The 23,526-nt window shown below is 49.4% G+C and carries 19 protein-coding genes and 1 pseudogene; 11 read left to right on the plus strand and 9 right to left on the minus strand.

The features are described from left to right. Positions 1-18: 18 nt before the first annotated feature. The 7 genes and pseudogenes from KIU71_RS06045 to KIU71_RS06080 all read left to right on the plus strand — a co-directional run bounded on the left by KIU71_RS06045 (position 19) and on the right by KIU71_RS06080 (position 10,775). A complete protein-coding gene (locus tag KIU71_RS06045; RefSeq protein WP_214130288.1) occupies positions 19-2,874 on the plus strand; it encodes a TonB-dependent receptor domain-containing protein in 2,856 nt (951 codons plus the stop codon). A gap of 91 nt (positions 2,875-2,965) precedes the next feature. Next, positions 2,966-4,480: a tryptophan halogenase family protein gene (locus KIU71_RS06050; protein WP_214130289.1), complete on the plus strand. Its 1,515-nt coding sequence runs from the start codon at positions 2,966-2,968 to the stop codon at positions 4,478-4,480. Continuing rightward, positions 4,477-7,017 (plus strand): penicillin binding protein PBP4B, encoded by a 2,541-nt coding sequence (gene pbp4b / locus KIU71_RS06055; RefSeq protein WP_250207312.1) that lies wholly within the window; start codon positions 4,477-4,479, stop codon positions 7,015-7,017. The genes KIU71_RS06050 and pbp4b overlap by 4 nt, the downstream gene beginning before the upstream one ends. Before the next feature lie 22 nt (positions 7,018-7,039). Next, the gene (locus tag KIU71_RS06060) at positions 7,040-8,413 is read left to right on the plus strand and encodes a Na+/H+ antiporter NhaC family protein (protein ID WP_214130290.1); all 1,374 of its coding nucleotides are present in this window, start codon (positions 7,040-7,042) and stop codon (positions 8,411-8,413) included. 193 nt (positions 8,414-8,606) lie between these two features. Continuing rightward, positions 8,607-10,208, plus strand: a complete 1,602-nt coding sequence (gene ggt / locus KIU71_RS06065) for a gamma-glutamyltransferase (protein WP_250207348.1) — start codon at positions 8,607-8,609, stop codon at positions 10,206-10,208. Positions 10,209-10,285: 77 nt separating this feature from the next. Next, positions 10,286-10,573 (plus strand): annotated as a pseudogene (locus KIU71_RS17795) (BrnT family toxin). Continuing rightward, a complete protein-coding gene (locus KIU71_RS06080) occupies positions 10,566-10,775 on the plus strand; it encodes a BrnA antitoxin family protein (protein ID WP_250207313.1) in 210 nt (69 codons plus the stop codon). Before KIU71_RS17795 ends, KIU71_RS06080 begins: the two are co-directional and overlap by 8 nt. Positions 10,776-10,790: 15 nt before the next feature. Here KIU71_RS06080 and KIU71_RS17935 read toward each other — a convergent pair whose 3' ends face one another. Both KIU71_RS17935 and KIU71_RS06090 read right to left on the minus strand, forming a co-directional pair. Further along, positions 10,791-10,985, minus strand: a complete 195-nt coding sequence (locus KIU71_RS17935) for a TA system antitoxin ParD family protein (RefSeq protein WP_449224073.1) — start codon at positions 10,983-10,985, stop codon at positions 10,791-10,793. A gap of 118 nt (positions 10,986-11,103) precedes the next feature. Continuing rightward, complete coding sequence (locus KIU71_RS06090; protein WP_214130613.1) at positions 11,104-11,496, minus strand: VOC family protein; 393 nt, start codon at positions 11,494-11,496, stop codon at positions 11,104-11,106. 121 nt (positions 11,497-11,617) lie between these two features. On the opposite strand from KIU71_RS06090, the gene KIU71_RS06095 reads away from it, so the two are divergent. Next, entirely contained in the window at positions 11,618-12,340 is a 723-nt protein-coding gene (locus KIU71_RS06095; protein ID WP_214130295.1) for a helix-turn-helix transcriptional regulator, read from the plus strand. Further along, positions 12,303-12,899: a YdeI/OmpD-associated family protein gene (locus KIU71_RS06100; protein WP_214130296.1), complete on the plus strand. Its 597-nt coding sequence runs from the start codon at positions 12,303-12,305 to the stop codon at positions 12,897-12,899. The genes KIU71_RS06095 and KIU71_RS06100 overlap by 38 nt, the downstream gene beginning before the upstream one ends. A gap of 420 nt (positions 12,900-13,319) precedes the next feature. On the opposite strand, the gene KIU71_RS06105 is transcribed toward KIU71_RS06100, so the two are convergent. From KIU71_RS06105 to KIU71_RS06115, 3 genes are read right to left on the minus strand one after another with little or no spacing between them, the layout of a single operon-like run. Then, a complete protein-coding gene (locus KIU71_RS06105; protein ID WP_214130297.1) occupies positions 13,320-13,595 on the minus strand; it encodes a hypothetical protein in 276 nt (91 codons plus the stop codon). Continuing rightward, complete coding sequence (locus tag KIU71_RS06110) at positions 13,592-15,214, minus strand: PepSY-associated TM helix domain-containing protein (RefSeq protein ID WP_214130298.1); 1,623 nt, start codon at positions 15,212-15,214, stop codon at positions 13,592-13,594. Before KIU71_RS06110 ends, KIU71_RS06105 begins: the two co-directional genes overlap by 4 nt. Before the next feature lie 9 nt (positions 15,215-15,223). Next, on the minus strand, positions 15,224-15,508 hold the full coding sequence (locus KIU71_RS06115) for a hypothetical protein (RefSeq protein ID WP_250207314.1): 285 nt from the start codon (positions 15,506-15,508) through the stop codon (positions 15,224-15,226). A gap of 117 nt (positions 15,509-15,625) precedes the next feature. On the opposite strand from KIU71_RS06115, the gene KIU71_RS06120 reads away from it, so the two are divergent. Continuing rightward, complete coding sequence (locus KIU71_RS06120; RefSeq protein WP_214130299.1) at positions 15,626-17,941, plus strand: TonB-dependent receptor; 2,316 nt, start codon at positions 15,626-15,628, stop codon at positions 17,939-17,941. A gap of 121 nt (positions 17,942-18,062) precedes the next feature. On the opposite strand, the gene KIU71_RS06125 is transcribed toward KIU71_RS06120, so the two are convergent. Beyond that, the gene (locus KIU71_RS06125) at positions 18,063-18,485 is read right to left on the minus strand and encodes a VOC family protein (RefSeq protein ID WP_214130300.1); all 423 of its coding nucleotides are present in this window, start codon (positions 18,483-18,485) and stop codon (positions 18,063-18,065) included. A gap of 274 nt (positions 18,486-18,759) precedes the next feature. Between KIU71_RS06125 and KIU71_RS06130 the strand changes: the two genes are divergently transcribed. Further along, the gene (locus KIU71_RS06130) at positions 18,760-19,173 is read left to right on the plus strand and encodes a CBS domain-containing protein (protein ID WP_214130301.1); all 414 of its coding nucleotides are present in this window, start codon (positions 18,760-18,762) and stop codon (positions 19,171-19,173) included. On the opposite strand, the gene KIU71_RS06135 is transcribed toward KIU71_RS06130, so the two are convergent. The 3 genes from KIU71_RS06135 to KIU71_RS06145 form a co-directional block, all read right to left on the minus strand. Beyond that, a complete protein-coding gene (locus tag KIU71_RS06135; protein ID WP_214130302.1) occupies positions 19,170-20,438 on the minus strand; it encodes an aspartyl protease family protein in 1,269 nt (422 codons plus the stop codon). The genes KIU71_RS06130 and KIU71_RS06135 overlap by 4 nt on opposite strands. A 142-nt stretch (positions 20,439-20,580) precedes the next feature. Continuing rightward, entirely contained in the window at positions 20,581-21,999 is a 1,419-nt protein-coding gene (locus tag KIU71_RS06140; RefSeq protein WP_214130303.1) for an aldehyde dehydrogenase family protein, read from the minus strand. Positions 22,000-22,153: 154 nt separating this feature from the next. After that, positions 22,154-23,452 carry an adenylosuccinate synthase gene (locus tag KIU71_RS06145; RefSeq protein WP_214130304.1) on the minus strand — a complete coding sequence of 433 codons (1,299 nt, stop codon included), beginning with the start codon at positions 23,450-23,452 and terminating at the stop codon, positions 22,154-22,156. Between the last annotated feature and the right edge of the window lie 74 nt (positions 23,453-23,526).

The following is a 23,526-nucleotide window of genomic DNA, read 5'->3' on the forward strand; positions in this document are numbered from 1 at the left end:
CACAAGTGGAGACGCACAGTGAAACTCAATAAAATTGCACTGGTGCTTGCGATGTCCGGAATGAGCTCAACGGTTTTTGCCCAACAGGCTAATGACGAAGAGCAACAAGACACAGTCGAACGGATCGAAGTGACCGGCTCAAGTATCAAACGCACCAATCTCGAAGGTGATTTACCCATCACCGTGATCACCAAAGCGGATATTGATGCTCAAGGCATTACCTCTGCAGATCAATTATTTCTACAACTTAACATTGCCTCTAACTCAAACGACAACCTAGCCAGTAACGCCGGTATTGTGGGGGGTGAAGAGCGAGGAAATAACGGCGCGTCATCGGCCAACTTACGTCAGCAAGGTGCCAGCTCAACACTCGTATTGCTCAACGGTAGACGCGTTGCCACGCATGGTTTAAAAGGCCGTTCGGTTGACCTGAACTCGATACCTTTTGCCGCCATTGAGCGAGTAGAAGTATTACGTGATGGTGCATCTGCGGTGTACGGAACCGATGCCATTGGTGGGGTAATTAACTTTATCCTAAGAAAAGACTTTGAAGGTGTACAGGCTGAAGCCTTTGCCGATCACACCGAAGCGGGCGGCGGTAATATCTATCGCGTGAACCTGATCGGTGGTACTGGCGATATCAATAAAGATGGCTATAACATCATGGCCTCAGCCACCTTTAAGAAAGCTGAGATCTTGCGTGGTGTTGACCGCGACTTTACCAATACCTTCCAACCTGACCGCGGTTTGTCACCGGATACTCGCGGTACACCATTTGCGTCGATTAACGATCGTTGGAATAACCCCAATGATCCCACCAGTAGCCACTACAACCTCATTGGTGGCGGTTTAATCAACCCGAATACCGGCCTAGAGAACGATGTGCTTAACGTATTGGCGCTACCTGGGCAACCCGGTTGTGAGTCACTCCCGCTCATGGGCGTGGATACCGCCGCTCTGTGGAACAGAACGCGTAATACGGGTGTAAGTTGTGCGTGGGACTACCCGCGTGCATCAGTGCTACAACAACCGGTTGAAAGTATCGACTTCGTGTCGCGCGGTACCATCAAATTGGGTGACAGCGCAGAAGGGTTTGTCGAGTTTTTGGGATCTGAAGTGACCTCAAACAAAGTCTTCGAACCAAACCAAATCACGCCATGGGCTATCGGCGCTGATGGTTGGTATCCAAGCACGGGCGCATCTTATGATTACATTGTTAACGCTTTGTCTGATTATTACGGTGCCGAGCAACTCAACATCGGTGCGCCGATTGCTTATCGCTGGCGCTGCGTAGATTGTGGCCCGCGTGAAATCGAAACCACCACCACTTCGTACAAAGTCCAATTGGGCATCAACGGCACGTGGAACGATTGGGATTATAAAGTCGGTCTTGGGCGCAGCTCCAACGAAGCTGACTCGGTACTCGGCACCGGTTACCACTATACCGAGCAGCTCGCTCAAGCCATCGGTTCAGGTGTAGTGAATCCGTTCGTGCTACCCGGAGATTCTCAAACCCCTGAAGGCATAGCGGCACTTCAAGCGGCCTCTGCCGAAGGTGTTACGCTGTTTGGTGGCGAAACCATCATGACCCAATTTGATGCGTCTATCACTGGCGATACCGGCTGGAGCTTAGGGCTTGGTGGCGACACGATATTTGTGGCCGCGGGCGTGGATATTCGTCGTGAAGAATATAAATTTAATGGCGACCGACGCGCGGCGGATAACCGTCCCGAGATCTACGGTGCGCCGTTTGACGATGCTAATGCGTTGGAAAATGTGCATCGCACTATTGAGGCAGTTTATGCAGAAGCTTTGATCCCCGTGATTGAGTCATTCGAGCTGAATCTGGCGGTGCGTCGCGATGATTACTCGGGCTTTGGTGCGACTACCAATCCCAAGTATGGCTTCACGTGGCGTCCACATGATGACCTTCTTTTCCGCGGAGCGTATTCAGAAGGATTTAGAGTACCGTCGTTCAACCAGTTGTTTAACGGTTTAACCGAAACGCCTTACACGGGCACTGACTTTGCTGATCCTGAGTTCTGTCCTGGAGCCGTGGTCGATCCAAACAACCCGCAGTGTCAGGCAATAACACCTATCGTATTCTCAGGCGGTCAGCTTGATCTCGGCCCCGAGGAGTCAGAACAGGCTAGTTTGGGTGTGGTTTATGCACCAAGCAAGCACTTCTCCATGAATGTTGATTGGTGGGAAATCATTATCGACGGAACCATCCAAACCACTTCGTTGGATGAGCTGGTTGAAAATTATGACTTGTTTCAGGATAAATTTTTACGCTCTCCCGATGGGCAACTGAGAGCCATTGACCAACGCTTTATCAATGCCGGTGAACGCAACACCAGCGGTCTTGAAGTGGGTGTGCAGGCAAATGGTGAGCTGTACACAGGTGTGTGGGGTATTAACTTCAACGGTAGCTATTTGCTGGAAGACAAAAAGAAATTGTTGGATAACGCAGAGTTTGGCCCTAACTTAGTGGGCACTCACTCTCGTGGTAACATCCCATTGCGTTGGAAGCACACAGTGTCTTTTACCTACGCACATGATGATTTCACTCATAATCTAACGCAAATATTCAGAAACAGTTACGACGATGAGACGCCACCGGGCATTGAGTCGGGCGAAATCGATCCACCCAATTACGATGGTGAAGTGGGCAGTTATTTAATCTATAACTACAGCCTGACTTACAACGGCTTTGATGACACGCGTTTGATTTTTGGTATCAAAAACCTGTTTGACCGCGATCCGCCGTTTACGGCGCATCAAAACGACTTTTCGCCGGGTGCTGCATTCGATCCGCGTGTAGCCGACCCGCGTGGCCGCGCTTACACAGTGCAGGTAACGTACGACTTCTAAGTTAACGTTATTGACGGTACAGTAGTGGCGGTTGGCGAAAGCTAACCGCCTATTTTTTTACGCAACAACGCAAACACAATAGCCCCTAACTATGCATTCACTTAAACGACTGGTGATTTTGGGCGGCGGTTCAGCCGGTTGGATGACGGCCGCGGCCTTAGCGCGCACGTTCACCACACAGCAGTATGACGTCACCGTCATTGAATCCAGTGACATCGGTACGGTGTCGGTGGGTGAAGCGACAATCCCGAATATCCGTCAATTCAATCAAATGCTCGGTATCGACGAAAATGACTTTCTACGTAAAACACAAGGTACGTTTAAATTAGGCATTGAATTTGTTGACTGGTTCAAGCCCGGCTCACGGTATATGCACCCGTTTGGTCCTTATGGCGTCGCATTGTATGGCGTACCTTTTCACCATTACTGGCTGCGCCAGCAACACCAAACGTCCGCAAACAGTAGAGCCGAACCGCTGGATTTAAGCCGCTATTGTCTGGAATGGGCGGCAGCCAAAGACAACCAATTCTGTCGTCCACAACAGGGCAGCAAAACCCCACTGGCACATTTGCAGTATGCATTTCATTTCGATGCCGTGGAATACGCACGATATTTAAAAAATTACGCACTGGAGCGTGGGGTTAAGCTCATTGACGACCGCTTTATTGCCGCACAAATGGCCCCCAGTGGCGACATCACAGCGCTTGAGTTGGCGCAGTCAGGCAAAGTTGAAGGCGACTTGTTTATCGATTGCAGCGGCTTTAAGGCTCTGCTTATCGAGAAAACATTACAGGTAGGTTACGAGGATTGGCGGCATTGGCTTCCCTGCGATACGGCGGTTGCACAAACCTGCGAAAGCATCACGGAGCTTAAGCCATATACGCGAGCTACTGCACGACCTGCTGGGTGGCAATGGCAAATTCCGCTACAACATCGTATCGGCAACGGGCATGTGTTCTCCAGCCGTTTTATGAGTGACGACGAAGCCACTCAACAACTTGCAGACAGCCTGCCCGCTAAAGCGTTGAGTGAGCCTCGCACGCTGCGCTGGCAGAATGGAAAACGCCACAAAGCATGGCACAAGAATTGTGTTGCCATCGGCTTGTCGGCAGGATTCATTGAACCACTGGAATCAACAGGCCTTCAGTTGATCCAATCAGGTATTTCACGCCTTATCAGTTTGTTTCCTCAACATCGATGCAGCGATGCCGATCGGGCGGCCTACAACCGGTATACCGATTTCGAGATAGAGCGTATTCGGGATTTTGTGATTTTGCATTATAAAGCGACCGAACGTGACGATAGCGCTTTCTGGCGATACTGCCAGCACATGGAGATCCCTGATACGTTGGCTGATAAAATTGCGCTGTACCAGAGTAGTGGGCGAATATTTCGCGACAATTCAGAGATGTTTAACGAAATTAGCTGGTTTTCGGTACTTAATGGTCAGGGTATTCAACCTCAGAGCTATCACCCGATGGCAAATGCCATCCCTGCGCAAGAGCTCGACAACCTGATGGACAAAATCACCCAAGCCATCGCCGCAGGCAAGGCGCAGATGCCCGCTCATCAAGATTATATTTCCCAACAGTGCCGCTCAATATGATGAACTACCAATCGCTTTATTTTAACGCCCGTCACCTGATGGTTCAGGCCATTAGAACGGTTATCTGCCTCGGTGTGTTGCTGCTAGTGATGAGTTGCAGCCACCGCGCTATCGAACAGATGCCGTCACACAACCAAAATACCCGTGTACATGTGCTGGTCATGCATTTCACTGCCATCAATTACGCGCGTTCGGTGCGCGCGTTAGTCGATGACGGCGGGCTAAGCTCGCATTACCTGTTACCTGAAAAGCATGATCCCACCTACCCTTACGACCACCTTAAGGTATTGCAACTGGTCGATGAACAAGCCCGCGCGTGGCACGCCGGACACAGTTTTTGGCAAGGTCGAACCGGACTCAATGACCAGTCGATTGGGATTGAAATTGTCAATGTGCCTGAGTGTAAACGTGACAACGCCTTGGGGCCTAGCCGAGCGGAAAACGCCGGCAACCGGGTTTGTCTGTTTCCCGACTACGACCCGGAACAAATTCAACTGTTGATAGAGCTGAGTCAGTCGATTTTATCGCGTCATCCAGACATCCATCCCACCGCCGTAGTCGGCCACTCTGACATTGCGCCCTCTCGCAAAAATGACCCTGGCCCGCGCTTTCCTTGGTATCAACTGTATAAGGCTGGCGTAGGTGCATGGTATGAGAACGAAACGCTTACGTTTTACTGGTCGTTGTTTAATGAACGCCTGCCTTCCATTGGATTGACGCAAGCGGCGCTGCGCGAGTATGGCTATGGACTGATTGAGACCGGCGTTTACGACCAAAAGACCACAGACACCCTATCGGCGTTTCAGATGCATTTTACTCCCACCCAAGTGAGTGGCGACAATGACAGCCACACCAACGCCGCGCTGTTTGCGCTGCTGGATAAATATTTTCCCGACAAGCTCAAACAACTGCTGGATCGTTATGAAGAGGAAGCTTCCGCTGTACTGGTAGTCACGCAACCACCAGCGAAAAGGGGCCAGATTGATACGGTATTCCCACTCGCACAGCGCTCCGATCGACAATGGGTGAACGACAGAGCCCGATTCAAAAGTTACGCGGGTCGCGGCTCCATTACCCTCGAAGGCGCAGCACCTGACAGTGGCAGTGCAGGATCCCAAAATGAGCCTGTACATGCCGATATCTTCGTCAACGGAGAGAAATTACAACTGAATGATGGTTTTCTGCCAAATCAGCCGCAAACCTATTCCCTAGCAAGACGCACTCGCGATGGTGAAAATCTATTGAAGGTCGAGAATGTCCGGCCTGACGGAGCCAAACTCAACATTACTATTCCCTACCCCACACTGGAACAATCCAGCACCAATAGCGGCTACGATTTTACAGCGGTCGATTCGTTTATACAGGCTGATATTAAAGCCGGTTTTCCTGGCGCAGTGCTGTTGGTGGCTAAACAGGGGAAGATTATTAAGCATACTGCGTATGGCTATGCCGAACGCTATGCGCCTGACGGCAGCGAGCTTGAACACCCCGTGCCGATGACGTTAGACACGGTCTTTGATCTCGCCTCAAACACCAAAACCTTTGCGACCACGCTGGCGGTTATGCACCTAGTCTCGCAAGGCAAATTGTCGCTAGATACCCCGGTGTATCACTACTTGCCAGAGTTTCGCGGTGATGGGCGAGAAGCACGCAGTGTGCGCGATTTGCTTGACCACCGCAGCGGCTATGCGCCCAGTATTGGTTTTTACGACAAAGACAATCCGCTAGGGTCTCGCTTTTTTTCACAGCAAGCCAATACCACCAAAGACCTGTTAGTTCAGGCCGCACCGTTTACCCAAAGTCGCGGTCTGGCCACACAGTACAGTGACACCAACTTTATGTTGCTGGGGGTGCTCGTAGAACGCGTGAGCGGATTGGCACTAGACCACTATGTAGAACATCACCTGTACCGCCCGTTAGGATTGCACCACACCGTTTTCAATCCACTGACCAAGCTAGCGGGTGCGACACGGTATGCCGCCACAGAACTGAACGGCAATTCGCGCGATGGGCGGGTCGACTTTGCGCGCATGCGCACCCACACGCTGCGCGGAGAGGTGCATGATGAAAAAGCGTTTTACAGCATGGGCGGAGTTTCAGGCCATGCCGGGCTGTTTTCGACAGCATCCGACCTTGCCGTATTAGCACAAATGCTGCTCAATGGTGGCGGCTACGGTGAGCAGGCGCTATTTCCCAGCGCAGTGGTGAATCAATTTAGCCAACCTAGCCAGAATGATTATTCGATGGGGTTGGGTTTCCGCTTAGCCGCCGACGGTACTCGTCGCTGGCAGTTTGGCCCGTACGCGAGCACCCGCGCTTTTGGACACACCGGCTGGACGGGCACGCTAACGGTGATAGATCCGACCCACGATTTAGCCATTATATTGCTGACCAATATGCGGCATACTCCAATCAACACTGTCACCGAGTCGAACGGCAACGCTGTTACCGACTTTGTCGGGCGACGTTTTGAAACCGGGCGCTATGGCAGTGTCGCTAGTTTAGTGTATGAAGCGGTTCTTGCACCTCAACCATAATAATAAAACAGGGTATTAAGCAATGGGTTGGTATTCAATCATTCCACCACTGGTCGCCATCATCGTGGTGTTCTGGAAAAAAGAAGTCATTCTGGCGCTGCTGCTGGCGGTATTATCCGCGGAGGCGCTGTTATTACTTCACACCGGTGATCAATCACTCTGGCTGAGCCCAGTCACCAGCATTGAGCGCGCGATTGAGATCATTACCAGCCCAGGCAACGCGCGCATTCTTCTGTTTAGTATCATGATTGGCGCATTACTGGCCTATATTCGCGATTCTGGCGGTGTTGCCGCCACCGTCGAGCTACTCATAAAACGGGGGGTGGCTCGCAGTAAGCGGCAAGTGGGTGGGCTCACCTTTTTTACCGGCGTGGCGGTTTTTATCGAATCCAACCTGAGTGTGCTTACCGCCGGTATACTGGCCCGCGGCTTGTTCGACAAATTTAAAATGAGCCGGGCGCGACTCGCCTATATTATTGACAGCACCAGTGCGCCAATCTGTATTCTGATTTTGCTGAATGGCTGGGGCGCGTTCGTGCTTGGTTTGCTCAGTAATTATGAATTGGCCGCAAGCCCCGCCGAAATTTTGTGGGGCAGCGTACCGTTTAACTTCTATGCCATCATCACGCTACTCATCGTGCTATACACGATTTTTGCCGACAAAGTGCATGGCCCAATGAAACAGGCTGAAGTAGACCTTACCCGCACTGACACTGAATTAGCCGCAGCGCCGGCGAGTAAAGCGCGCTTTATGCTCATTCCTTTAACGGTAATGGTGGTATCGATGGTGGGCTTTATGCTGTGGACAGGCAGCGGTAGTCTGGCGCAAGGCAGTGGCAGTCAATCCGTGCTTTATGCCACGATGCTCGGCTGTGTTGTTGCGTATTTATTGTTACTAAGCCACGGGCGATTTACCCACAAAGAGCTGGTCGATACTGGCTTTAAAGGCATGGGTGAGCTGCTGCCGTTGGTCAGTATTGTGCTGCTGTCACTGACCTTGGGCGCTAGTTTAAAGGTATTGGGCACTGGGGTATTTGTGGCCGGTATTGTGGGTGAGTTCCTGCCTATATTTTTAGTCGTCCCGCTGTTGTTTATTGCAGGAGGCATTATGTCATTTACCACCGGCACCAGTTGGGGCACGTTTGCGATCCTCATTCCTATTGGCGTACCGCTGATCCAAACCCTTGGCCTGCCGCCGTCACTGGTGGTAGCTGCGATCCTGGGTGGTGGTGTATTTGGCGACCACTGCTCGCCGATATCCGACACCACCGCAGTTTCGTCCATCGCCGCAGGCTGTGATTTGTTAACCCACGTGAAAACCCAACTTCCCTATGCGCTGTTTGCCGGTGGCTTGAGTGTTGCCGCGTTCACGCTTGCCAGTGTCGTTATGATTTAAGGAGCTCGCTGTGTCATTATCTCAATCTTTTTCTCTGCTACGCTCACCACATCGCTGTCGCGTCACCGCGTGGTCGCTGTTATTCATTTCGATCTGCGTGGGCTCACTGACCGCGTGCAGCCAAACTCAGCACGCAGCCCAAGGCACGACGGCGTCTGCCCCTGCACCCGCACCCGCACCCGCACCGAAAGCATTGACGCAACATGCTGTTGCTATGCCCGACAGTTTTAGCGCCGATGCCGCACTGGCCGTGTTAAATGAAGGGGGGAATGCAGTTGATGCAGCCATCGCAGCACAGTTTGTATTGGCGGTGACCTACCCTGAGGCCGGTAATATCGGCGGCGGTGGATTTATGCTTATTCATAAAGACGGCCAGCAGCACTTTCTGGACTACCGGGAAATGGCACCGGGCCGAGCGCATCGCGACATGTACTTAGATGAAAACGGTGACGTGATCCCCTATGCGTCACTGTTTGGCACATTGGCCGCTGGCATTCCCGGCACGGTAGAAGGTATGTGGCAGGCACACCAGCGACACGGCACATTACCTTGGGCTCGGTTGGTTCAGCCAGCGGTGATGTTAGCCGCAGAGGGCTTTGTTGTACCAGAGAAACTGGCCGGGCGTATTTCGCGTTATATTGAACGTATTGAAGCGCGAGACATCGACGTCAACTTTGCCGAGTTTTTTGCGGATGCGAAAGCCGGGGAAACCTTTGTACAGACAGAGCTTGCTGTTACTTTGATGCGCATACGCGACAAGGGCGCTGATGGCTTTTATCGTGGCACAACCGCCAGCATCATCAGCGAATTTATGGCAGACAACGGCGGTCTGATCAACGAAGACGATCTCGCCGCATACACCGCTCAGTGGCGCCAACCCATCACGGCCCAATGGCGCGATTACACAGTAGTGACGTCGCCACCGACCAGCTCAGGCGGTATCGCTATTTTGCAATGGTTAGGCATGTACGATCGCGTTGAGCAACGCCTAGGCGTTGAGATGAAACACAATAGTGTGGATTACATGCATGTGCTTGCTGAAGTGGGTAAACGAGTTTTCGCCGATCGCGGCGAATACCTCGGCGATCCCGACTTCGTTGATGTCCCTACCGGGGATCTACTTAACGACGACTATCTCGACCAGCGCGCCGCCCCCATTCAGCTTGGCAAGCTTTCGCTCACCGAATCAGTTAAGCCGGGCTTGAAAGAAAGTGAAGATACCACGCACTTCTCGATTGTCGACAGCATGGGCAACGCAGTATCCAACACAACAACCATCAATTTAAGTTTTGGCAGTGGCGTTGTGGTTGAAGGCGCAGGATTTATTTTGAATGATGAAATGGATGACTTCTCCGCCAAAGAAGGCGTGCCTAATTTCTTCGGTGCGATTGGCGGTAAAGCCAACGCTATTGCCCCCTACAAGCGCATGCTGAGCTCCATGTCACCCACGATTGTATTGCAAGAAGGTCGCGTAAAAATGGTAACAGGCTCACCCGGTGGCACCACTATTTTAACCTCGGTGTATCAGTCAATCCTCAATGCGCTAGTCTTTAATATGCCCGTTGAAGCAGTGGTGAACACACCGCGCTTCCACCACCAATTGTTGCCAGAACACCTGATCCGACACCACCCGGGCATTGATGCGTCGACGCTGAATGCGTTAGTCGATATGGGCTACAACCTACGGGAAAGTGAATTCGGTGACTTGCACGTGATCCTGAAAACCGAGCAAGGATTAACCGCAGCGTCAGAAGCACGCGGCAGAGGCAAAGCGGTTGTGGAGGTGACCGAATGAAAACGATTCATCATTCGCTGTGGCGCAAACACCTTGTTTTCTTCGATTAACGTAACTACATTGTAGTTATGGAAGAAATGAATTTTGAGTGGGATTCTGCAAAAGCTGAATCCAATATTAGGAAGCACGGCGTCAGTTTCAATGAAGCATCCACTGTATTTTTTGATGATCTTGCTCGTCTCATCCCAGATCCAGATAGTTCAAATTTTGAAGAATGATTTATAATCTTAGGGCAAAGCAAGAATGAAAAACTTCTTGTCGTGTGTCATTGCTTTAGAGATGAAGAAAATATCATACGTATCATTTCTGCTCGCAAAGCTGACAAACATGAACGAAAGTCATATGAGGTGTTTAAACATGCGTAAAAATTATGATTTTTCAGATTCAGTATCTAATCCGTACGCTAAAAAACTGAAAAAGCAAATCACAATTCGACTAGACCCAGATGTAATCAGTTATTTTAAAAAGCTTTCTGATAAAAATGGTATTCCGTATCAGAATCTTATCAATTTATATTTAAAAGACTGTGCCGAACATGAAAAGGAGCTTGAGGTAAATTGGCGGTAAGAGATAACAAACCAGTCAAGCTCGTTCACTCTGTTCGTTGAGACACATACTCACCGGCGCGTTTAACATTTTTGCCGGAAAGTCTGGGTTGTCTTCCGTCATCTCACAAATCTTAGCCCAGTGCTCGATCTGCTTGAGTGTTGTGCGGTTCAGTGCCTTGCCCATGATAGTGGCTTTCTCTACTAAATCTAAATTTAGTCTTATGCTCACGGTTGCCACAATATTACTCCAATGGAGACAAATAAATCGTAGCAGGCCACATCAGGTGTGGCGATTTGCACACAAAAAAGCGCTAAACTTGGTCCCTCCGAAGATTAGCGCATAAGGGCTAGTGCGCCTTCACCATACAAAAGGCATTGAGTTTATTTCCGTCCAGATCACGGAAATACCCCGCATAGAAACCTGATGTCGCTTGTTCCGGCCGAAACCCCGGTTTACCTTCACACGTACCACCCAGTTCAATCGCTTTTTTATAAAATGCATCCACTTGACTGGGGGATTCAAGCGCAATGGCTGCCATGATGCCATTGCCTACCGAAGCAGGCCGTTTATCGAATGGCACTGTGATTGCGAGAGAGCATTCATTTTCGGAACGCGCCCAGGCAAGAAAATAATCGGGCTCTTCCATAAATCGTTTTGCGCCGATAGTGGCAAGTAAGTCGTCGTAATATGCTCCTGCGCGATTCAGGTCTTTTGTGCCCAGTGTGATGTAGCCAATCATTGCTATTCTCCTGTTGTCGATATTTGTTGGCAAAATGATGATAGACATTGACTCCTGACATCTGGTGTCAGTAGTGTTGAGTTAGCCTAAAAACATCAATATTGGATTAGCCACACTCATCATGCGTAAAGCGGAAAGGTTGAACGAAATTGTGCATTATTTGCGTCGAATGCATTACGCGGTCACCGCAGAAATCCTATCGGCGCATTTTGAAGTCAGTCTTCGCACGTTGTATAGGGACATTCAGGATTTAAAAGACTCAGGCGTGCCTATTCAGGGTGAGGCGGGTGTGGGTTATGTTATTGATAAAAAATACCATTTGCCGCCAATCATGTTCGACGCCGATGAAATTGAAGCCATTGCATTAGGCGTGAATATGGTGCGAAATTGGACCGATGAAGCCTTTGCCAAGAAGGCAGTGAGTGCCTATCAAAAGATACAGGCGACACTTTCTGCCCCGCTGTTGCAAGAGCTGTCACAGATTACAACATTCTCTCAACCCAGCCATTACAAGATCCCATGGGAAGTCAGCTTTACTGAAATGAGAGAGTGCATTCGCCAACGGCAAATTGTGAAGTTTGATTATTTGGATTTAACCGAAAAGAAATCTCAAAGGACAATACGCCCTCTGGCATTAACGTCGTTCAGCCCCGTTTGGTTGCTGACAGGATGGTGCGAACTGCGCAATGATTTTCGAAATTTTCGGTTGGACCGCATATCTCGCTTTGAAAAGTTAAATGTCAGATTCAAAAACGAAAAAGACAAAAATCTTTCTGCCTACGTAAAAAGACTCCATGAGGAAAGTGATGCCGACGCCAACCACTGCAAAAATCAAAGCCTTTAAAACCTCGAAGTCACTCAATACCTGGCTACGTAATAATCACGATAAAAAAGAGGAGCTTTATGTGAAGATCTATAAAAAAAGCTCCAACGTTAGGTCAGTTACCTGGAATGATGTGGTTATTGAAACTTTGTGCTGGGGGTGGATCGACGGCGTCAAGAAGTCCTATGATGAGCACGCCTATTTACAACGTATCACGCCCCGACGAGCGAAAAGCGCTTGGTCAAAAATCAACACTCGGCATGTCGAGCGCCTTACTAAAGAAGGTAGGATGCAAGCGCCTGGCCTGGTTCACGTAGAAGCGGCAAAAGCAGATGGTCGCTGGGAGAATGCCTATCTACCTCCTAGTGAAGTCGACGTGCCACAAGATTTTGTTGATGCACTTAAGCGTAAACCCAAAGCAAAAGCATTTTACGATTCGTTAGCAAAATCTAACCGCTATGCGATTGCTTATGGCCTAACCACAGCAAAAAAAGCGGAAACTCGCGAACGGCGTTTTCAAAAGTACTTTGACATGATGATCAATGGTGAAAAGCCTGATTTTGGCTTTAGAAAGAAATAATCAACATCGCTATATAGTCAGCTAATCTCTAAAGGACACGATCAATTCAACGGGGCGGTCCAGCAAGATATGAATCACGACGTCAGCAACTTATATGAGGGTGATTCGAAAAGTTCGAATGCAAGCTCAAGCGTTTCCGCTGGCGGCGGCTGGACTACAACTGGCGGCGGCGTATCATTCGTTGGAGGCTCTTGTTTAGGGAACTGTGGAGGACATGGAACTCTTACTACCCAGGTTACTGATTTGACCGAGGAAGAGGCTAAAGGCACCACTACTGGCTAATGGAGAAGGCTCATAAAACTGAGCCTTATTACGACCGTGAAACAATTGTTATTACTGTGCATTTTTACTGTTTCCTCATACTTCAGTATTTTTGAAACTGCGGTTTTGTATGGATTTTACAACAATGAACTTAACGTTTTAGTCCATAACATTTTGTTTCAGGTCGTTGCTTTGCAATCGGCGACTAACTAGCATTGGCATTAGCATTCCGATAAGGCTGACCGCCGCCACACTGACAATAATGCCGCCCAGCACACCGAAAACCGTCGACAACATGACGCAGGAAATCACAAACAGAATACACGCCAGAAACTGTTTACTGGCTGTTGACGTGAATGCATTGCCGTCGCGTAAAAACCAGATCCCCGCCGTTTGAAACAACAGCGACGCAAAAACGATTACAACCGTCATCATTGCGCCTCCTGCTGATTCGTTTGAATGTTGAGTGACGCTTCATTATGTTTTGAGCGTTGCTTGGATTTTGAAAGTTGGTAGATTAACCGTAACGTTAGGGTACCCAGTATCAATAGGCAAATATCAATGGTTGCAGATACCCACTGTTGGTTGAGCATCAGCGATACCGGATTGTCGCCAGTGAGCCAAATATTGAGCGGCACGGTGAGCACGAGCAATCCGCCTGTTATATAGCCTAAGACAGACGCAGCAGCCTTAACATCGCGAATAACAAACATGAAAAGGCTACTCAGTAACCAAACACCAAAAAATACACTTCCAATAAAAAAGCTGTTGGAGGATATTGCTGGCAATTCATGCAATATCAATTGTGCGGGAAATAGTGCTGCACAGGCCAGCACAAGGCCTCCGCATAAGCCAATGACCAACCGATTAAAGCGTTGGTAAGTGCTATGTGAGTATTGTGGATTCGCACTACGCTGCCCTCGTTCAATCCACATCATCATTCCGCTCAGTGGTAATAGTGCAGTGCTGACACCCAGCAACGTCCAAAGCAGTTTAACAAAAATACCACCAAAGTTCCCAAAGTGAAGCGGAAACATCAGGTCCAGAATTTGTGCCGATATGCCGCCCACTTTACCAAACTGACCAAACGCTTCGATAAAATCGCCCGTTGCTCCCTGATAAGACAGCAGTTGACGAGCAACCGCCTCACTGCCCACGCCGCTGGCGTACACCTTGGCATTCTGATCATCGAATCCATAAATGGTCACGACTTCAACCCGCATATCTTCGTCAAACGTCGTGGCATGTGTGAGTACCGGCGCAATTTGGGTTGGTTGATGCACCTGCGCCAATACCGGCTGAGGCGTGGTATTAAACGTATCGATTAATTTTTCCTGATCACCACTAAAACTCACGAAGGCAGCAGCGGGTATCAGCAGTACGGTAGCCAGCCCCAGAAAAGCGCCGGTAAAAGCGATGACGCCATTGAAAAGCAGCCCCCACACACCAAATAAACGATGCGAGTCTGCCAGCGTGATGTCGGTACTTTTTTTCCAGCGAAAGGTAAACAGTTGCCTGAGCTTTTGCCGATGGATGATGAACCCAGTGACAATAGACGCCATCAGCGTCAACCCGAGTAAGCCCGTTAATAAAAGACCGACTGGGCGCCCCAAGTGCAGATCGGCGTGAAAATCCACGATGAAGTCAGCAATATCGACCTGTCGGGCCGCAAATACTTCGCGTGGCGTTCCTTCGCGTTGGTTAATGACCGACATCGTTTCGTTATCAACGGTAAGTAGAACAGCGTGCTGATTTTCATGATCTTCAAAAACGATAGTGAGATGTGGATAAGTGCGCGTGCCGGGCAAAAAAATCAGTATCTCTTGATGATAGGCCTCAGGCAGTGCGGCAGCTTGTTCACGCACCACTGCTTCAATCTGGGCCGCATCCATTTCAATGCCGTGACGAATATCGGGGTTAGCCCAGATTTTTATTTCCGGCCTGCCAAATACCGACAACGCACCTGTGAACGCGATAACAAACAGTAAAATACCCGTGATTAAACCAACCCAACTGTGGACTTTATACAATTTTTTAACGGCGAGACTTTTCATCAACAATTCCTATCGCAATGCCAAAATACACAATACAAGGTGGCTGACTAGCAGCAGAGTCAATACCGCCCACGCGTGACGGCTTTTATTTGCCATGTAGGAATAGAGGAATAAACCCACCCAGATAAACGGAAACAGAAAGATTGGAATACCGATTTTGTCAGCTGCGGAGAGCGGTAAGTAGGTTGTCATACCCGGGATCATGACCGTTGCCGTTAAAAGCGACATGAGCAGCGCTGAGGAATGCCGCGATTTAAGACTACTGAAAGTTGATTTTCGTGAAGATTGCATCATGTGCTCAATCCGAATAAAACCTGTTCAGTATAGTGTACCCATAAAAACAAGTAAACATTATTGCATGTGATAATCGTTCGCATTAAGATTGCATCGAAATTATTGATTGGAACCCACATGAAACGTACGAATCTATCCCTGTTAGTCAGTGCAGGCTTGAGCACTATGGCATTTTCTCCAACGGCCTTAGCCAATGAACAGCCCACAACAGGCGACAACATTGAAAAGGTTGTCGTTTACGGCCAGAAAATTGAGAGAACGCTGCAAGACACCAAGGAAAGTGTTGCAGTGATCTCAGAACAGTTTATCGACGATATTGGCCTGCTTGATCTGGATGACGCCTATCTCACCACGGCGAATGTTTTCTCTCTCGATAACGGGGAAAACTTTGGTATTCGTGGTATTACACAAAACGCTTCCGCGACAGGTGGCGGAAATGGTGAGCTGGGCAGTTTTTACATGGATGGCGTTGCGTTTACCGGGTTTGCGACACGTTTCGGTCCACGCGATCTATGGGACGTTAAGCAGGTAGAAGTTTTGCGTGGCCCACAATCTACCAATGTGGGCCGACAAGCGTTGATCGGAGCAGTGGTTGTCGAAACCAATGACCCTGATCTATCGGGGTTTGACGCTGCAGTGCGCGGTCAGGTCGGCAATTTTGGTACCTATTCCGGCGAAGGTATGATTAATCTCGCTGTTGGGGATGACTCCGCGCTGCGGCTGACAGCCGAAACCTTTTCCAGCGATGGCTATATTGAGAACGAATTGCTGGATGCAGATTATAACCCCGAAGACAGTCACGTATTCAGAGCAAAGTACTTGTACGCGCCATCTGATGATTTTTCTGTGCAACTGACCCTTCAATACGCTAAAAAGGAAATTGGCTGGGACTCGTATCGGTTTGATTTGCAGCCCATCGACAGTTATCAGGACAGTGCAAACCTGCTTTCTGAAGAAACCTATGAAGGCTACAGTGCGGCAGTGGACGTACAGTACGACGTCAACGACACGTGGTCGGTGCGCGCGGTAACATCGTTCATTAGCGGCGAATATAGCCGATTTAATGATGATGATGGTGGCCCCGAAGGTGGTGACGCTTTCCGTGGTCGCGCCGTTGACGACCAAAACTGGGCGCAGGAAGTTCGACTTTCCTATACGAGTGACACCGTCAGCGGTGTGATGGGTGTGTATTATACCGAAGTCGATCTGGATAACGACACGACTGGGATTGTCGCACTCAATCCCGCCAGTTTAGGCGTACCTAATGTACTGCTGCCTTTTTACCCTGAAACGCTAGTGATTGATGTATTGATCCCGTCTGAAACGGCAACGACCAATTTAGCATTTTTCACCGAATGGGACTGGCAACTTAGCGAGCGTGTCACACTTTCAGCCGGTTTTCGTTATGATCAGGAAGATCAGGACGTGTTGACCAACGCCCGCAACTCTCTAGCCGAGGGCTCGTTCCTACCGGATCCTGTGGCTTCTGGTGAGCTGGCTACACAGCTGGGGTTCGATCCAGCCACAGTGGCAGAGATTGTCGGGGGTATTACGCAGGTCAATGGTTTGCTTGGCAATCAACTTGCTCAAACAGACAACCCGCTGCAAAGTACATCCTTCAATGCCTTTCTGCCACAAGTGGGTGTGACCTACGACTTAACTGAAAGCAGTTCGGTATCGGCGTTTTACAAGCGAGGCTATAGGGCCGGAGGTATTGACGTCGACACCGTTGGCAGTATCGATGAGTACAATGCAGAGTATCTGGATAACGTTGAATTGGCCTATCGTTCACTCCACCTCGACGGCGACTTGGTGTTTAATGCAAACGCGTACTACGGTTGGTGGAAAGATCAGCAATTAACCATATTCGTCAACGGAAGTTTGTTCGACACAGACACAGTCAATGCGGGCGAATCAACTATTTACGGGTTGGAAATGGAGCTTCAGTATCGCGTTAGCGACGATACCAAAGTCTACGCTTCATTCGGACTCGCGGAAACACAGTTTGATGAATTCTGCTTTGTCGATGGCACATCGGCACAGGACATTACGGATGCAACCTGCGACGCCGGTGATGGTCCCGGACGAAATCTAGAGGGTGCTGACTTTGCGTTCTCACCAGACCTTACTGCCGCCGTCGGTGCAAAGCATTTCTTCGATCAGCACTGGTATGTCGGTGGTAACATCACGCATCAAGGAAGCTCTTTTTCGGATATCGTTAATACCGCAGAGTTTAAAAATGATAGCTTTACGCTTGTTAATCTCAATGTTGGCTACGCTAAAGAGGATTTCGAGGCGCGTGTGTATGTAAAAAATGCGTTCGACGAATTCTACACAAACTTTCAGGGGCCAGGGATAGCAGGCCCCGACGCCCGGCTCGTTCGTCCGGGTGTTCCGCGCGAATTTGGAATTATGCTTTCGCAACGTTTTTAGGTGTTGTTTGTTTTTCCAAAGCCCATAGAGACATGGGCTTTGGATTCGCAACGTAGCGAGTTAACACTTGATCATTCTTTTGGCGGAGCCTGCTCTCATTCTGCAGTTAGGCTAATTAACGCTATCGCGCAAACAACTGCGCCATATCGGCAAAAGCCTTAAATTCTAAGGCATTGCCACACGGATCATGCAGAAACATAGTCGCCTGCTCCCCCGGCTTGCCCTTGAAACGAATATAAGGCGCGATGACAAAGTCGATGTTTGCCGCTGTTAACTGATCAGCCAGTTGCTGCCAGTCTTGCATCGATAAAACAACACCAAAATGAGGTACGGGTACCGCATGGTTATCCACCTGATTAGTCTCAGGTGCTGGCGGCATTGCCGCTACGCAGTGAGTGACTAACTGGTGACCGAAAAAATTCCAATCTATCCACTGCTCGCTACTACGTCCCTCTTCACAGTTCAACAACGCGCCGTAAAATGCGCGAGCTCGCGTTAAATCGGTGACCGGTATAGCGAGGTGAAACGGGGTGACTTGCGGCATAAAACACTCTTTAGTCTATGGTTGGAAACGCAACTCATTATTATAGGGTGAAACGCTAATCCATACAGTCTGGAAGACAGAAATTTTTCTGCGATTTAGCGACTGGCATGCGTGCTACCTGGCGCGCTAAGCCTTTCGTGGCCGGTAGAAATTGATCGCATTTTTACTCAATGCATTCTGTGCCGCGTCATTCAATAAGCGCCAATTTATTCTATTGATTTTGATTAGCAAAATATTAGTATAAATTATCGTAAACGGCTTGAGACTTAACGGTATGTCGGTCGAAAAACTCATAACCAAGAATGTGGTTAGCGTCAACATGGACGATCGCCTCACGATGGTTCGCGATCAATTTATTCGCAAGCGATTTCACCACCTGCTCGTTGTCGACAATAACAACACGCTCATCGGCGTGATTTCAGACCGCGACTACTTTAAAGCCACAACACCTACCGTGGATAAGCCCTCTGCAACGAGCAAAGATCTGGCAACCCTCGACAAACGCGTACACCAAATCCTTTCTCGCAAACCCGTCTCAATCAAACAAAGCGACTCGCTTAAAAACGCCATCAGTAAATTTAGGCAGTTTAAAGTCTCCTGCCTGCCGGTGGTCAATGAACGTAATCAGCCCATCGGCATTATCACTTGGCGGGATATCATTGACTGGTTGTACACCAAACTGTTTTAAAGCTTGAAAACGTCTGTCGAGCCAGAACGGTTTGAGTAACCTTCAATAGGCTCGCTCACCACCGTAAAGCAACCTTGCTCGGTATCAGGCTCCCGCAGTCTGCAGATTTCATATTCTCCCGGCTGATCACTTATCGTCAGCCACTCATCCTCAGTCAGCTGTTCTGACGCGCTCCCCCCTATGGAAGTAATGATGTCGCCAACATTTATATCAACATGAGCCGTTGCCATATCAGGCATGATGTACCTGACAACAAAGTGACCTGAAGTAATTTTTCTGAGCTCCAGCCCCAACAGATTGAACTGGCTACTGAACTGATGGTTGGGGTACGGCGTGATGAACAGCTTGTTCTGCTGATAATCCAGTACCGTGACGTATTGATTGAGCGCGGCGCTGCCAATTACCCAGAAATCTTCTGCGTCGTCAGACACAATGAGATTCGTTTTGATATTGGGCATGTGGATGCTGCCGATAGTGATGCCGGGTAACGTAACCCGTTGATGAACCGCCTTACCACTTAAGCCAAAATCCGCCGCTTCCACAGAAGGCAGGTTCAGTGAAATTGATTCTTCGTCAAGGTAGGTTTGATTAAGTTTAAAATAGTGTCGACTCCCCGTGTCGATAAGCACATCGTGTTCAATCACTCGCCCGCCGCCCAATGCGATGTTAACCGGTACTGACAATTTGCTCATGGATATGTCGAAATCGACTGCAACATCATTTGGCCCGGGACGAAAGGCCGTTCGGCTGATGTCTATCTGATTGTGTTTCTCATCAAAGCGCCACACAAAATGTTTGAGAATATCGTGCCCCAGCACGCCGTCAATAATCACCTCATCCGGTCTTTCGTAGTAAGGCGATTTTGATACCGGTAGATACGCCATACTGACGCCTTCAAAGCTGACACCAGATAAGTCAAGTTGCTCGACCGCAACCTGATAGGCCGTTGAATCATCGCCATCCCCCCAACCCGCCGCAATTAAATCGAAACCTTTCTCCAGCTTCAGATTTGCAACCTTGGGGCTATCCATTAGGTAGGTGATGGAGGCACCGCTGTCGACCAGAAATAAAAACCCTTCCTCGCCGTTTATCGCAACCTGCACATGGGGTTTATTGCTGATGTAGCGTGTAGGCAACGCTACCGTATCTTGCTTGTCCGTCCACCGGGCGGTCAGGTCGTCATTCTCAAACCGCATCCGAATCTGATTAACAACGCTACAGCCACTCAGCGCTACCACTGTCAAAACGCAAACCAGAATTTTCACTCGCACTTTACACGCAACCTTTTCGGCTTAAATCAAGGTCACGAATCTATCAGGATGTTGTTTCGAAAGTGTCTCCCGCATCAAGCGAAGTGTAAGCAAGTGTTATTCAAAGCGCTGCAGAATGTCTTAGTCCGGGCTGAGGTTATTGTAAGCGCTTGAGCAAACTCAGTTTGGTTTTACTGAACGGCGCATAGCGCACATCTAAATCAAACCAGAAGCTGCGCTTCATCACCGACTTTAAGTGACTAAAGGTGTCAAAGCCCCATTTGCCGTGATAACTCCCCATGCCTGAATGGCCGACACCGCCAAAGGGTAATTCGGGGTTAACCATAAACATCATACCGTCGTTCACACAGACACTGCCGGCACTGGTGCGCGTCAGCACATCATCCTGCTTGGCCTTCGACTTGGAAAACACATACAGGGCGAGCGGTTTTGCGCGTTGATTGACAAACTCGACGGCTGCGTCGATATTTTTAACGGTAATAATAGGCAGTATGGGTCCAAAAATTTCCTCTTGCATCACTGCACTATCCAGTGAAGGATTGAGCAAGATAGTGGGTTCAATATAACACTCTGCGAGGTTACTGTGCCCGCCATGCGCAATGGGTTGGTCTTCAAGATAGCTGGCAAGGCGCACAAAATGGCGCTGGTTGACAATCTTGCCATAATCATCGCTGGCGAGGGGGTCATCACTATATTGCTTTTTGAGCTGGTTTTTTAACTCGCCGATCAACGCCTGCTCGTGCCCCTCCATCACCAGCACGTAGTCTGGTGCAACGCAGGTTTGCCCGGCATTCATCCATTTACCCCACACAATACGGGCGGCGGTAACTGACAAATTGGTATCTGCATCAACAATGCACGGACTTTTACCGCCGAGTTCCAACGTCACCGGCGTCAGATGCTCGGCCGCAGCGCGCATAACAATCTTGCCAACCGTTTCACCGCCCGTGTAAAACATATGATCAAATGGCTGCTTGAGCAGACGTGAGGTTTGATCTTTTGCGCCTTCCACCACGGCGATCGCATCATTATCCAGATACTGCGGCACCAGTTTAGCGAGCAGAGAAGACGTACGTTCAGACAGTTCTGACGGCTTTAATATAGCGCAGTTGCCCGCAGAGATTGCTGCGATAAGCGGCGCGATCACCAACTGAAAGGGGTAGTTCCACGCACCAATGATTAACACAGTGCCAAGGGGCTCAGGGTGTAAGTAACTTTTGCCCGGTTGCGCAAGCATCGGCGAAGACACTTTTTTAACTTTCATCCAGCGTTTGAGATGCTTTAAAGTGTGCTTGATTTCTGATTTGATGTAACCGATTTCAGAAATCCAGCTTTCCATTTCGCATTTCCCCAAATCAGCATTCAACGCTTTTTGGATGTCCTCTTGATGCTCATCAACTAACTTATCTAACTGCTTGAGTTGTTTGACTCGCCACTCACGAGAGCGTGTTGCACCTGTCGCATGATACGCCTTGAGCTTGGCAAAGGACTCATCAATCCAGATTAGGCTATTGTTCTTCGGATTATCTTCAATACTTGAAACAGTGGCAGTCATAACGAAATACTCAACGCAAAGGGTATGTGATTATTGCATACGTCGGCAGCGGCGCAAATGTTTACCCGCAACATCACTGTGATGCGCGCTCAGCGTTTACAGACAAAAAAGCCAGCGTATCAATGCTGGCTTCGTTCAGACAATATTGGACTGACTATACATCATACGGATGGCGCAACACCATCGTATGGTTTCGGTCTGGCCCGGTGGAAATGATGTCCATCGGCACGCCGGTCAGTTCTTCCAATCGCTTGATATAGTTTTTAGCCGCTTGTGGCAATGCTTCAAACTCGGTCACACCAAAGGTATTTTCCTGCCAACCCGACATAGATTCATAGACCGGCGTAACCAAATCGTACCCTTCGGCCGCCATTGGCGGTACATCTTTCACATTGCCTTGCGCATCTTTATAGCCGACGCAAATGCTAAGCTCATCCAAACCATCCAACACGTCTAACTTGGTCAAACAGAATCCAGTGATTGAGTTGATTTGAACGGCACGCTTCATGGCAACCGCATCGAACCAACCAGTGCGGCGCTTACGACCAGTGGTGGCACCAAACTCATGACCTTTGACGCCCAGATGTTCGCCGACAGCACAATCCAGTTCAGTCGGGAATGGGCCTGACCCCACGCGTGTTGTATAGGCTTTCACAATACCCAGCACGTAGTCCAGATTAAGCGGGCCGAAACCTGCACCCGTTGCCACCCCACCTACCGTGGTATTTGAAGACGTGACGTATGGGTACGTACCGTGGTCGATATCAAGCAATGTGCCTTGCGCGCCTTCGAACATGATTGCATCGCCACGTAAACGTGCTTTATCCAACATGTCGGTTACATCGACCACCATCGCCTTTAACGTGTCCGCCACGGCTAGTGATTCTTCCAACACCTTCTCGTAACTCACGGCGTCTACTTTGTAGTATTCAGTGAGCATGAAGTTATGATGCTCAAGCACTTCTTTCAGCTTAACGGCAAAATCTTCAGGGTTAAATAAATCACCAACGCGCAAACCACGGCGAGAAACCTTGTCCTCATACGCTGGGCCAATACCTCGACCGGTGGTGCCAATCGCTTTTTTACCACGCGCCAGTTCACGAGCTTGGTCCAGCGCGATATGAAAGGGTAAAATCAACGGGCAGGCTTCGCTGATCACCAAGCGCTCTTTGACCGGGACACCGCGTGCTTCAAGCATGGCGATCTCTTCAAACAAAGCATCAGGGCTGAGCACCACACCGTTACCTATGACACAGGTGACGTTGTCGCGTAAAATACCTGACGGGATAAGGTGCAACACCGTTTTTTCGCCATCAATGACGAGCGTGTGGCCTGCATTGTGGCCACCTTGGTAACGCACTACATATTTAGCGCGATCAGTTAACAGGTCAACGACCTTACCTTTGCCCTCATCACCCCACTGGGTGCCGAGCACTACTACGTTTTTAGCCATGGAATTCGGTATATCGGAAAAAAATAGGCGAGGATCCTACCAAAAATTACGCGCACTGTTCAGCTTTTTCTGAG

The sequence above is a fragment of the Alteromonas oceanisediminis genome (assembly GCF_018474025.1).
In the GTDB taxonomy this organism is placed as follows: domain Bacteria; phylum Pseudomonadota; class Gammaproteobacteria; order Enterobacterales; family Alteromonadaceae; genus Alteromonas_E; species Alteromonas_E oceanisediminis.